12 protein-coding genes are annotated in these 12,189 nt (G+C 39.4%); 6 read left to right on the top strand and 6 right to left on the bottom strand.

All coding sequences use genetic code 11. The annotated features are described in order from the left end of the window. Positions 1-127: 127 nt before the first annotated feature. The 3 genes from hslO to A2003_RS05635 form a co-directional block, all read right to left on the bottom strand. On the bottom strand, positions 128-1,003 hold the full coding sequence (gene hslO / locus A2003_RS05645) for an Hsp33 family molecular chaperone HslO (protein WP_286686933.1): 876 nt from the start codon (positions 1,001-1,003) through the stop codon (positions 128-130). Positions 1,004-1,122: 119 nt separating this feature from the next. After that, on the bottom strand, positions 1,123-2,943 hold the full coding sequence (locus A2003_RS05640) for a cation:proton antiporter domain-containing protein (protein ID WP_286686932.1): 1,821 nt from the start codon (positions 2,941-2,943) through the stop codon (positions 1,123-1,125). A 34-nt stretch (positions 2,944-2,977) separates the two neighbouring features. Next, complete coding sequence (locus A2003_RS05635; RefSeq protein ID WP_286686931.1) at positions 2,978-5,203, bottom strand: primosomal protein N'; 2,226 nt, start codon at positions 5,201-5,203, stop codon at positions 2,978-2,980. 200 nt (positions 5,204-5,403) lie between these two features. Between A2003_RS05635 and gspF the strand changes: the two genes are divergently transcribed. The 3 genes from gspF (at position 5,404) to A2003_RS05620 (ending at position 7,678) form a co-directional block, all read left to right on the top strand. Continuing rightward, on the top strand, positions 5,404-6,609 hold the full coding sequence (gspF, locus tag A2003_RS05630; protein WP_004957567.1) for a type II secretion system inner membrane protein GspF: 1,206 nt from the start codon (positions 5,404-5,406) through the stop codon (positions 6,607-6,609). Between the two features lie 23 nt (positions 6,610-6,632). Further along, on the top strand, positions 6,633-7,070 hold the full coding sequence (gene gspG, locus A2003_RS05625; RefSeq protein WP_004916750.1) for a type II secretion system major pseudopilin GspG: 438 nt from the start codon (positions 6,633-6,635) through the stop codon (positions 7,068-7,070). A 263-nt stretch (positions 7,071-7,333) separates the two neighbouring features. Next, a complete protein-coding gene (locus A2003_RS05620; protein ID WP_112987113.1) occupies positions 7,334-7,678 on the top strand; it encodes a hypothetical protein in 345 nt (114 codons plus the stop codon). 54 nt (positions 7,679-7,732) lie between these two features. Here A2003_RS05620 and lnt read toward each other — a convergent pair whose 3' ends face one another. Then, the gene (gene lnt, locus A2003_RS05615; protein ID WP_286686930.1) at positions 7,733-9,292 is read right to left on the bottom strand and encodes an apolipoprotein N-acyltransferase; all 1,560 of its coding nucleotides are present in this window, start codon (positions 9,290-9,292) and stop codon (positions 7,733-7,735) included. Beyond that, positions 9,289-10,128: a CorC family transporter gene (locus tag A2003_RS05610; RefSeq protein WP_004916742.1), complete on the bottom strand. Its 840-nt coding sequence runs from the start codon at positions 10,126-10,128 to the stop codon at positions 9,289-9,291. Before A2003_RS05610 ends, lnt begins: the two co-directional genes overlap by 4 nt. Positions 10,129-10,303: 175 nt before the next feature. On the opposite strand from A2003_RS05610, the gene tusA reads away from it, so the two are divergent. Further along, complete coding sequence (gene tusA / locus A2003_RS05605) at positions 10,304-10,561, top strand: sulfurtransferase TusA (protein ID WP_004916739.1); 258 nt, start codon at positions 10,304-10,306, stop codon at positions 10,559-10,561. 4 nt (positions 10,562-10,565) lie between these two features. Next, on the top strand, positions 10,566-11,162 hold the full coding sequence (locus A2003_RS05600; protein ID WP_004916736.1) for a LysE/ArgO family amino acid transporter: 597 nt from the start codon (positions 10,566-10,568) through the stop codon (positions 11,160-11,162). A gap of 12 nt (positions 11,163-11,174) precedes the next feature. Here A2003_RS05600 and A2003_RS05595 read toward each other — a convergent pair whose 3' ends face one another. Continuing rightward, positions 11,175-11,789: an HvfX family Cu-binding RiPP maturation protein gene (locus A2003_RS05595; protein WP_286686929.1), complete on the bottom strand. Its 615-nt coding sequence runs from the start codon at positions 11,787-11,789 to the stop codon at positions 11,175-11,177. 161 nt (positions 11,790-11,950) lie between these two features. On the opposite strand from A2003_RS05595, the gene A2003_RS05590 reads away from it, so the two are divergent. Then, positions 11,951-12,189 (top strand): HvfA family oxazolone/thioamide-modified RiPP metallophore (locus A2003_RS05590; protein WP_286686928.1); only part of this gene is annotated, 239 nt, incomplete at its 3' end.

The following is a 12,189-nucleotide window of genomic DNA, read 5'->3' as shown; positions in this document are numbered from 1 at the left end:
CTTTTAAGGTCACTCTTTGTGCCTGATAAAAAATGGCGAAAACAAGAAGAACCTCAATTGAGGTTCTTCTTGTGATATTTGTGGGACAGCAGTGACGGCAGCCCGTCTTTTTTATGAGAAAAATCAATTAACTCAAATGTTCACCAAATAAGCCTAATGCTTCTTCGGCGGTAAATTCATAGCGTGCATTACAGAACTGGCAATCCATTTGGATTGGGTTTTGTGCTTCAAGCGTTTCATGAACTGCATGAACACCAATTTGAATCAATGCATTGGCACAACGCTCTTTTGAACAAGTACAGCCGAATTTGAGCTGTTCAACTTCTGGTAAGCGAACCTCTTCCTCATTGTATAGTCGATACAAAATCTCATTGGCTGGAAGATCTGTTAGTTCTTCTGATTTGAGTGTTTCAGTTAACATTCTCAAACGTGGCCATATATCTTCATCAACAAGTTTTTGTTCTTCCTCATCGTTTCGAGGTAAGAGCTGGATTAAAAGACCACCAGAACGCTCTCCATTGGTTGCTAGTACAATATGTGTTGGGATTTGCGCTGACAAATCATAATATTGCATTAGACAAACTGCTAAAGTCGGTTGATCAAGAGGTACAATCCCTTGGTAACGTTCACCATGTTCAGGTTCGATATTGATAAAAAGAACAGGGGTGGTGAGGGCTGCCAAAACAGTTCGACTGTCACTACCTTCATTAAATCTTGGATCTTCTTCGTAATCAGCTAATGCACGTACTTCACCTAAATGATTACACTCCGCCATTGCCCATTTGAATGTCCCGCTCGCCTGAATTTGTAGGCTGATGCGCCCACGAATTTTAAGCGTGCTTGCAAGTAATGCCGTTGCGCTGAGCATCTCACCTAAAAGGCTTTTAACCGCAGGCATGTATTCTCTTTGAGCCAAAATCGTTTGTAATGTTTCTTCTAGATGAACCACTTCACCACGAACAGGACAGTCTTCGATATAAAAGCGTTGGCGTAAATCAGACATATTTTTCTCCAATACCCCGTTAGGGGAAAACAAAGCAATGCTTTGCCTTGAAAAGCGCTTATGGCTTTATAAGAAGGTGAATGGTTATGCAGTCAATAATGGTGTCAGTTTGCAAAAACTCAAGATATTTCCTGCTGAGAATTTGCTTCACTTTGTGTATTTTGCTCATTCATCAAACGATGTTTTGCAGAAATAGATGTGTTTTCAAATAAATTTTCAAGTTCTGCAAGTGCATTCGGGTAACGCTCTATTTGATCGTCTTCATCATATGTACTGTAATGCGATCTCAAAAGCACCTGATCGTGCTGTTTAAACTCTTCAATTCGAGTTTTTGTCTCATCAATTGATAGACCTGTTTCGATCAGCACATCTTCTGCCATACCTAAAGATGAGAGATAGGTTTCACGATAAATTTGTTGCACGCCTAATTGATGCAGTAGGTGGGCATGATGTCGATCACGAGCACGTGCAAATAAAATTAATTCTGGATAATTCAAACGAAGGTGACGAGCGAGATTCATACTATCCTCAACATCATCAATCACTAAAATTGCCAGCTTACAGTGTTCTATACCAGCGATACGAAGATTCTCGATTTGAGTCACGTCAGCATCAATAAAGCGATGTCCATATTGTTCTATAAAATGAGCAGCAGGTTGATTGCTATCAATGACGCTAAAGTGTTGACCTTGCGCATGTAATACTCTAGCGATGATTTGCCCAAAACGCCCGAAACCTAGAATTAGAATTGGATGTTGCGCAACTTCGTCTGAATCGGGCTGAACTGGCTTTTTCAAGATCAAAGGTAAAACTTTAGAATTCACCAGCCAAAATAAAGGTGGAGTCAAAAGCATTGATCCAAATACCACGACTAGAGTTGGCTGTAATATTTGCGTACTGATGACTTTTTCACTTTCAGCAATTTTGAGCAAGATAAAGGTTAACTCTCCACTTTGTGCCAGCAATACAGCGGACAGGTTACTGAGTTTTAGTTGGCGTTGTTGAAAATAGCTTGTCACTCCAATAATGCCTGCTTTAATCACCACAAGCCCAACGATCGCAGCGACAATAAAAACAGGAGTTTGGAATAAGGGATTGAGTGTTAGGTTCAATCCTAAAGCAAAAAACAGAAGTCCGATGAGCGCATGTTTAAAGGGTTGAATAAAGTTTCCGATCTCAGTACGAAAATCAGTTTCAGCAAGCACTAGACCTGCTAAAAAGGCAGCGATTAAGATATGAATATTTAAAATCTGTAGTATCAAAAAAATACTGAGTAAAACCAGCGTGCTGAGGATGGGAAGAAGTTCCAGACTTTTATGACGCGCTAAATAATGAAAAGCTGGACGCACTAGATAGCGGCTTGCTAAAAATAACCCCGAGATTGTTGCAATGATTGCAGCAAAATAGGCGATACCATGACGTGTAGTTGCGGTATCTTCGAGTAATGGAAAAAGGATAATAAGAATAATAGCGAAACAACTTTGTAGTTGAACTGCGGTTAAACTATTTTGTCCTAATTGACTATGAATCTGATTTTTTTGCTCTATAAATTGTTGTACTAAAAAGACAGATGAAAAGCTCAGGGATAGCCCCAAAAGACAGCCTAGTAACAACTGATCCAACAAGAGAAAGCATACGACACAGAGGACAATGCTAATCAAAGCCAAAGGCATAGCATAGAGCTTTAAGACACGATGACGTTGTTGCCACAGTTGTTTAGGTTTTAAATAAAAACCTAGGAAAAACAAAACAGCCAACATGCCTAAGTCGGTTAAAAGTTGAATTTCATCAACATCATCAATCAGTTTGAAAACACTAGGACCTAACAACAGTCCTGTAATCGTAAAGCCCAAAATCGTTGAGAATGTATAACGCTTTGCGATAGGTGCAAAAATTAATGCTGCTACGAGGAAAAAAAGGACAGTAATCAATAAAGACATTTAATGCCTCGAATCTAAAATTCTTATCGTGAATTCAACTAAACTCTTGTGGATCAACATCAATTGATAATCTGAGTTGATGTTGGCGAGGTAAATGTACCACTTGTTGCCACCATTGACGTAAATAAAAATGCAGTTTTGCTCGGTCGGTAGATAAAATCACCATATGCGCTCGATAAAGCCCTGCTTTACGTTCCATTGGGGCAGGAATAGGTCCCCAAATTTCAATAATATTTGCTGAAATAGCTCTTAAGCCTTGTGCTGCTTCCATCAAAAACTGTTGACTATAATCACGATCTTTCGACTCCACACGGACTAAAACAGCGTAACGATAAGGCGGTAACATCGCAACTTTACGCTCACTCAGCATTTGTTTTGCAACAGCACGATAGTCTTGTTCAATCAAGGTTGTGAGCATTGGATGATCTGGTCTTAAACTTTGTAAATACACGCTGCCTTTATGTTCACCACGTCCTGCACGTCCTGCAACTTGTATGATCAATTGTGCTGTGCGCTCAGGTGCTCTTGGGTCTACGCTTAATAATCCTGAGTCTATATCCAGAATAGCGACTAATGTGACGTGTGGGAAATGATGTCCCTTCGCCAGCATTTGAGTACCTAACAAGATGCTTGGTTTATTCTGTTGAATTCGATCATAGATTTTTTGCCAACTACCCACACGACTTGTACTGTCACGATCTACCCGAATCACTTCATGATGGGGGAATAACTCGTGTAACTGTTCTTCAACTTTTGCAGTTCCAGCACCAATGCTTTTTAAGGTTTGATGTTTACAAGCAGGGCATTCGTCTGGTAGACGATTGATCGTACCGCAATGATGACAGTGTAAATAAGAATAAGGTTGTGAATGTACAGTGAAATGTGCATCACAATGCGGGCAATTTGCTTGCCACCCACAACTTTCACATAGTAAAACAGGAGCGTAACCTCGACGGTTTAGGAAGATAAGAACCTGTTCTTTGCGCTCTAAAGTTAATTTAATTTGATCAATTAGGTTTTGACTGATGCCATTTTTCTTCTTTGCTACTTTTAGATCAATCACATGCATTTTCGGTAAGACCGCAGTTCCAGCACGTTGATTGAGTTCAAGTAAATGCAATTTACCAGACTCCACTAAATGATAACTATCAATACTTGGTGTAGCTGAACCCAAAATCACAGGGCAATTGTGTAAATGACCACGATAAAGGGCAACATCACGAGTGTGATAACGGAAACCCTCTTGTTGTTTATAAGAGAGATCGTGTTCTTCATCTAAGATGATCAAACCTAGATGCGGCAAAGGGGTGTAAATCGCAGAGCGCGTTCCAATGATTATAGATGCTTTACCAGTTTGTGCATGTTGCCAAGCTTGCAAACGTTTTGAATCATTAAGTCCCGAGTGTAGTAAAGCAACATCGCAATGAAAACGTGATTTGAAGCGTGCGACTGTTTGAGGTGTCAAACCAATTTCAGGCACCAACACCAAGACTTGTTTACTTTGCTTTAGGACCTCATGCATGACTTGCAAATAGACTTCGGTTTTACCACTGCCTGTAAGTCCATCTAGTAAAAAGGCTTGGTATCGTTGTTGAGCTTTGAGTATTTGTTGAATTGCTCGCTTTTGATCTTCGTTCGGCGTTAAAGGCATTTGTGCAAGTTGTACAGGCATCGGTGTAAAGTCATGAGCTTCAAGCTGACATTCAACCAGTCCTTTTTTTTCCAATGCCTTTAATGTTGCAGTTTCTACACCACTAAGATTTAAAATATTTTCGGTAGCGCCATGTGGATGAAGTTTTAGAATCTGATAGGCATCGTATTGTTTTTGAGAACGTTTTAATAAAGATTCTGGATCGTCATGCGTGAGAATATTCCAGTGGTGAAATAAGATATCTAAAGCACGACCCTGTCTTAAGAGTGCAGGAAGTGCACTTTGCATCACTTCACCAATCGGGAATTGATAATACTGCGCAGACCATGTCAACAAAGTTAAAACTTGTTGGTCTAAGATAGCATCTTCATCAAGAAGTGCTGTAATCGGTTTAAGTTTGAATTGCCCTGTAAACGGCTCATTTGGATCAACTTTCTCAGTAATGATACCGATCAGATTTTGGCGACCAAATGAAACAGAAACACGTGCGCCTATTTGAGCTTGCAGGTATTGCTCTGCACTGACCGTATAGTCAAACGTGTCATACACATAGACGGGTAATGCAACTCGAATACGGTAAAGAATAGCGTTAGAATTTTCGGTAGGCATATTGGCTTTATTCACGTGTAAAATGGCATGACGTCATATCATGGAATTATGCTAAAGTGCTGTGCACAAGGCGTATCAAATATTCAAATCAAAACAGTAATTTTACGATCTTGATGAATATAGAATGGAACTATCGTTCCTTATTCCTTACATGGATGCAACAGTAACGACAACTATTTTTGGACAATTAGAACAGAACCATGCCTGCTTATCAATTTACTGCAATCGATGCTGCTGGAAAGCAACACAAAGGTGTGCTGGAAGGCGATTCCGCTCGACAAATTCGTCAACAGTTGCGTGACAAAGCGTGGACACCGATTGCTGTTGATGCGGTTGAGCAAAAAGACAAGCAACAACAGCGATCATGGTTTAGAAAAAGCTTTAGTGCTTACGATTTGGCACTGATGACACGACAGTTATCTGTTTTAGTCGCAGCAGGCATTCCTTTGGAAGAAGCACTGCGAGCTGTGAGCAAGCAGAGTGAAAAGTCACACGTTCAAAATCTTTTAATTTCGGTTCGATCAAAGGTTTTGGAAGGACATTCACTGGCACAGGCAATGCAACAATCAGGACGGTTTCCAGAATTGTATATTGCGACAGTTGCTGCTGGCGAAAGGTCTGGACATCTAGATCTGATCTTAGATCAGCTTTCTGATTACACTGAAAATCGTTTTGCGATGCAGAAGAAAATTCAAGGTGCAATGATCTATCCGATTATCCTGATGTTGATGTCATTTGGGATCGTGATGGGATTGATGACTTATGTTGTTCCTGAAATCGTAAAAACCTTTGAACAAAGTAAAGAGGCATTGCCTTGGATCACCGTGTTATTGATGAAAATTAGTGCGTTTATTCGTCAAACATGGATAGGCATGTTGATCATTGGTTTTATTGCTCTCATCCTGTTTACGAGGTTCTTAAGAACAACAGCAGGGCATTATGCATTTGACCGATTAACACTCAAATTGCCACTATTTGGTAAACTTTCACGTGGTATAAATGCTGCACGGTTTGCCAGCACACTATCAATTTTGACACGTTCAGGTGTTCCTTTGGTTGAAGCTTTGCGCATTGGTGCAGAGGTGAGTAACAATTGGGTGATTCGTGATTCGATTGAAGTCGCAATGGAGCGTGTAACAGAAGGTGGTAATTTGGCAACACAGTTAGAACGTTGCGGTTATTTTCCACCAATGATGGTACAAATGATTCGTAGTGGTGAGGCTTCAGGTGAGTTAGACCGCATGTTGGATCGTGCATCTACGATGCAAGATCGAGAAGTCACGACTTTTATCTCCACCTTATTGGCACTGCTAGAACCTCTGATGTTGGTTTTTATGGCAGCGATTGTATTGGTGATCGTGATTGCGGTAATGTTGCCAATTATTAATATGAACAATATGATTTGATGAATTGCATGAAAGAGATGAAAATGAATAAGCAAAAAATGTATATGAAGCAATCTGGCTTCACCTTAATTGAAGTGATGGTTGTGATTGTCATTTTAGGTGTTCTAGCTGCATTGATCGTTCCGAACGTGATGGGACGCGGCGAAAAAGCTAAAGTTGATACCACGCAAATTACTTTAAAAGGTGTTGCTGGCGCTTTAGATCAATATAAATTAGATAATGGGCGTTACCCATCGATGCAAGATGGTGGTTTAGATGCATTAGTGAATCAACCTGCAACCGCAAAAAATTGGTTGCCTGGTGGCTATGTGAAAGGTGGTTATCCTAAAGACAGCTGGGAAAATGACTTACAATATGTGATTCCAGGTCGTGAAGGTCGCTCTTTTGATTTGTATTCGTTCGGTGCAGATGGAAAAGAGGGTGGTGAGGGTAATGATGCAGATATTTATTATCAACCATAAATTCTAATTAAAACGATCACTTCACTTTTAGAATAAATAAATCAAGAGTGAAGTGATAATGTTTCTTAATTCATAAAATAATCATAAATTTATGAAAAACATGATAATAATATAATCAAACTAATTTGAGATTTATAATAAGAATTATTCCCATATTTAATAGTTACAAGAAACAGAAGTGATTCATTAAATTAAACTTTTTATTTAGATTAAAGCTTTGCATAATAAATTCAGATCATTTAAATGGGTGATGGAGAAATCAGATGAAAGCATTTTTTTTGTTAGATGAACTGAATCAGTTTCATTGGGCAATGCTTAAATCTGTATTGCTCATTTTAAGTTTATTACCTGTCTGTGAAGGGGCATTAAACTTATGGCAAACGGCTGAAGGAAGTAGTCAGATCGTCATTGGCTTTTTTGCGATCAGTTTATTGAGTACGTGGTTTATCGTTTGTTTCTTGAGTGCTTTGAAAACCAGTATTTGGAATATTAGTCATCTAATTCCAAAATATGAACAATTCATTTTTAAAGCGTATCGAGCTTTGCCGATGTTTTTCTTATCTGGTTTAGTCGCTTATCTCACGGTACAGTTCTCAATCTTATTTTAATTTGAATATTATGAATAAAAAAGAGCGCTTTGGATTCAAAACGCTCTTTAGAAATTATCGACGTGATTTAAATGAAATATCGACTTTTCTAGGGCGATATATCCAACCGATAATTAAAAGTAGAACAGAGAAAATAAGAATCGGGAAATCACTTAAACGATTATAAAGTGTTTGACCTTGCATCGCTGGTAAATCACCACGTAATACTGCTTCGTGATCCATAGGAGCCTGTTTCACAATATGACCATTCTGATCAATAAATGCCGTGACGCCTGTATTGGTTGCACGAATAAACCAACGACCATTTTCTTTGGCACGCATTTGCACCATTTGTAAATGTTGCCAAGGTCCAGCCGTTCCTGTAAACCAAGCATCATTTGAAACTGTGATTAAAAAGTCGCTATTGAGCGCATTACGGCGAGTGAGATTTGGATAAGCCACTTCATAACAAATTGCAGCTGCAAGCGCATGTCCTTTCACAGACAATGGTTTTTGATCTGGTTCTCCGCGAGAAAAACCACTCATACTTACATCGTTCTGCATTGCAGGAAGTACCCATTTCAACATTCCAGACAATGGAATGTATTCACCAAAGGGTACGAGGCGTTGCTTTTTATATAAGCCAGACGATTCACTACCAGAAGCCATGATACTGTTATAGTACAAAGGCTCACCTACTTGTTGTGATTTAGGGATGTCCCAATAAGGAATACCCGTAACCCAAGCAGTATCTGATTTTTTAGCCTGTGCATCCATTGCTTTTAAAAAGTCAGGAATGTCTGTTTGAAACAGAGGAATCGAAGATTCAGGCCAAACAATTAAATCACGTCCCCATTCAGCACGACTCAGGTTGGCATAGATTTCCAAGGTTTTAATTTGATATTCAGTCAACCATTTCAGGTCTTGAGGAATATTGCCTTGGATTAATGAAACACTGAGTGGTTTTTCTGTTTTGGGTTGTACAAATTGAATGAAACCCGCACCCCATGCACCTAAGATTAGTAAACCAGATGGGATGGCCCAAAACCAACGACGATTGAGGATTTCGACAAGAGCACATGCGAGCACGATCACGACAAACGATACAGCATAGACCCCAAATAAAGGCGCATAACCATCGAGTAAGCGTTCAGTGAAGGCATAGCCTGCAAAAAGCCATGGAAATCCCGTGAAGACCCATGTTTTTGCCCATTCAAATAAAACCCAAAGTGGTGCAAATGTCAGTGGAGTTTCAGGGAAAAATCGACGGTAAAGCCAAGTCTGAAAAGCGGTAAATAAGCCCATTGCGGCTGCCATAAAGGCAATCATCAAAATGCTTAAAAAGGAGTTAGTATCACCATAGACGTGAATGGAGGTATATAACCAAAATGCACCTACGAACCACAATCCGAATCCGTATGCCCAGCCCAATACAAATGCCTGTCTGGGATTACGCTGGCGTAATCCGGCATAGAGTAAAGCAGGGGATAAAATTGCTAACCACCAAAAGTAATACGGTGCGAGCGCAAAACTAAAGATTGCACCTGAAATAAGTGCAATCAGGAGTGGAAAGATAAACGGAAGCTGTTTGTGGGTTTGGGATGGGTTGAACAGCTTTTCAAAGTAGCTTCTCATTGACGGACAGCTCGAATCAGATGAATAGTGCGTGCATCTGCTTCAATAATGGTAAATTCCCAATCACCAAGTTCAATCGTCTGACCTTGTAGATCGCTCACTAAACCGATTTCTTGCAGCAGTAAACCGCCCATAGTTTCAACTTCATCGTCAGAAAAATCTGCATCTAAAATTGTGTTGAAATGTTCAATTGGTGTAAGTGCTTGAACAATCCAAGTATTTGCTGTGGTTGGATCATTGTCAGGAACAATGTACAAAGCTTCTTCATCAGCAATGTCATGTTCATCTTCAATTTCACCAACAATCTCTTCAAGAATATCTTCCAGAGTAACTAAACCAGAAGTTGAACCATATTCATCAATCACGATGGCGATATGCGTTTGTGTGTTTTTTAGCATACGAAGCACTTGATCTGATCGCGCACTTTCAGGAACAAACACAGGTTGGCGCATCAATGAGCGAATGTCGACTTTGACATTGCGTTCAGTGAGAAATGGCAATAAGTCTTTTGCAAGAAGAATGCCCACAACATTGTCAGTTTGATCAGCAGAAAAAACGGGAAAGCGAGAGTGTGCTGATTCAATTAAAACATGCAAGATGTCAAGCAGCTGATCATCTTCTTGTAAGCTAATAATTGCAGTACGAGGTGTCATAACCTCTCGAATCTTCGTTGCTGGCAGATCTAGAACACCTTCAAGCATTGCGACTGTGTCGGGTTCTAAGAAGCGACGTGAATCTTGAACTAACTTAAGTAATTCATCGCGAGTTTCAGGTGCAGTACCTAACCATTTTCTTAAGCCACGCATACCCCACGACGGACTGGATTCATCGACCATGATCTTTCCTAAAGACTCTCTATATCAATTAGATGATTTTCATCATACCGAAGAAAAAGCGGATATGCATCATTAAAACGATGCAAGAAATGTACAGTTTTTCAAAAAAGTGCAGGTGATTTCTACAGTATGACTTTATGATAAAATGTGAAAATTAGCATATTTGAGTTATATGATGTCTGAACAAACCAAACTCCCAACAGTACAACTGAATACCCGTGGTTTACGTTGTCCTGAACCAGTGATGATGCTGCATCAAGCGATTCGTAAAGCAAAATCTGGGGATGTGGTAGAAGTTTTTGCAACAGACCCTTCAACTTCTTGGGATATTCCTAAATTCTGCATGCATCTAGGGCATGAATTACTGTTGAAAGAAGAGTCTTTAGATGAAAATAGCAATACTGAATATCATTATTTAGTACAAAAAGGTTAATCGTTTGCTTTCGACCTATTTCTCAGGTTTTGCGCTGGGACTTTCACTGATTCTCGCAATTGGTGCACAAAATGCTTTTGTTTTAAAGCAGGGATTGCTCAAACAGCATGTATTTTGGGTATGTCTGATCTGTGCTTTATCCGACGCATTTTTAATTTGTTTAGGTGTTTTTGGATTTGCTTCAATATTGAGTCAACAAGCATGGTTGATTCAAGCTATGAAGTATTTCGGCGCACTCTTCTTGTTTATTTACGGCGCCCGCAGCTTTTATAATGCTTATAATTCGCAGTCAGGTTTAATTGCTTCTGAACAAGAAACAACGACTTTCTGGCAAACGATAGTTTTATGTCTCAGTTTCTCTTGGTTAAATCCGCATGTCTACTTAGACACGGTTGTATTATTAGGTTCAATATCTGCTCAATATGCAGATAAGATCTCTTTTGCTAGTGGGGCAGTATCAGCGTCATTTTTATTCTTTTTTAGTTTAGGATTTGGGGCGAGATTATTGCGTCCTGTATTTGCAAATCCTAAAGCTTGGAAAGTCTTAGATCTATTGATTGGCTGTATCATGTGGTTGATCGCACTTTCACTATTAAGATAGGTTTTTATGCACCTATCTTTTTGATTTAATTACTTTTCGACTGATCCAGTAATCACAACTTACATATCTTCCACCGCCAAGAACCAGTAGTGCACCCAACATAACCAAATAGGTCACTGCAAACTCAACGCCATTATTCAATATGACAAATGAGCCACTAGATGTAAGCCAATCATAATTTCCATAAGTGCTCAGAATCTCTCTCGCTTTCTCTAGTTTTTCAGCCGATTCAATCACTTGCATATTTGCAAAAGGAGCATGTGGATCAGCAATGGCTTGCCATCCATTTTGAATGTGGACGGTAAAGATAGTGACCAGCATAGTGATGATCAATGGAATACAAATCAGTCGCGTTGCAAGACCTAAGGCAAGTAAGACAGCACCACCTAACTCAGCCGAAATTGCAAGGCTAGCCATAACCAATGGGAAGGGCAATCCCAAGCCCCATTCACTATTGCCAAACCATTCAACCGTATCATTGAAATGTTGTAGTTTATTTTGTCCAGCCATCCAAAAAATAGGAATTAAATATAGGCGAAGCGCTAAAGAGGCGATTCCATCAAAATAATTTAAGTTGGAACCCAAATTCTGATAGCGTTTATGTAAAGAATAAATTAGATTTTTCATGAGAAATTCACAACGAATAAGTTTTATTAGTTATTAGTCGTTTGAATTTTTGATTTCTTACACAAAAAAAATCTAAATTTGACTGTAATAATTTGATTGTTCGCACGTCTAATTTTATGTACCTAGTACAAAAGCAATATTTACTTAAAAGGAACTTCACAATGAATAAATTAAACTCAATGACTTCGGTTGCCGCTTTAGTTGCATTATCTATGGTTGGTGCAGCAACCCAAGTTTCGGCAGCATCGACGACGACTGAAACACATGTGACTAAAACTGCAGATGCAAAATGTGGTGAAGCGAAATGTGGTTCAGATAAAGCGAAAAAACAACACAAAACTACTGATGCAAAATGCGGCGCAGATAAAAAAGCTGCGGATGCTAAATGCGGTGCAGACAA

Source organism: Acinetobacter sp. GWC1_38_13 (genome assembly GCF_001767535.1).
In the GTDB taxonomy this organism is placed as follows: domain Bacteria; phylum Pseudomonadota; class Gammaproteobacteria; order Pseudomonadales; family Moraxellaceae; genus Acinetobacter; species Acinetobacter junii.
This window is presented reverse-complemented; position numbering and strand designations above follow the sequence as displayed.

Bases quoted from the DNA above. Each gene is read 5' to 3' on its own strand.
- lnt (WP_286686930.1), bottom strand. From the start codon at position 9,292: ATGAGAAGCTACTTTGAAAAGCTGTTCAACCCATCCCAAACCCACAAA.
- tusA (WP_004916739.1), top strand. From the start codon at position 10,304: ATGTCTGAACAAACCAAACTCCCAACAGTACAACTGAATACCCGTGGT.
- gspG (WP_004916750.1), top strand. From the start codon at position 6,633: ATGAATAAGCAAAAAATGTATATGAAGCAATCTGGCTTCACCTTAATT.
- A2003_RS05640 (WP_286686932.1), bottom strand. From the start codon at position 2,943: ATGTCTTTATTGATTACTGTCCTTTTTTTCCTCGTAGCAGCATTAATT.
- gspF (WP_004957567.1), top strand. From the start codon at position 5,404: ATGCCTGCTTATCAATTTACTGCAATCGATGCTGCTGGAAAGCAACAC.
- A2003_RS05595 (WP_286686929.1), bottom strand. From the start codon at position 11,789: ATGAAAAATCTAATTTATTCTTTACATAAACGCTATCAGAATTTGGGT.
- A2003_RS05610 (WP_004916742.1), bottom strand. From the start codon at position 10,128: ATGGTCGATGAATCCAGTCCGTCGTGGGGTATGCGTGGCTTAAGAAAA.
- A2003_RS05620 (WP_112987113.1), top strand. From the start codon at position 7,334: ATGAAAGCATTTTTTTTGTTAGATGAACTGAATCAGTTTCATTGGGCA.
- A2003_RS05635 (WP_286686931.1), bottom strand. From the start codon at position 5,203: ATGCCTACCGAAAATTCTAACGCTATTCTTTACCGTATTCGAGTTGCA.
- hslO (WP_286686933.1), bottom strand. From the start codon at position 1,003: ATGTCTGATTTACGCCAACGCTTTTATATCGAAGACTGTCCTGTTCGT.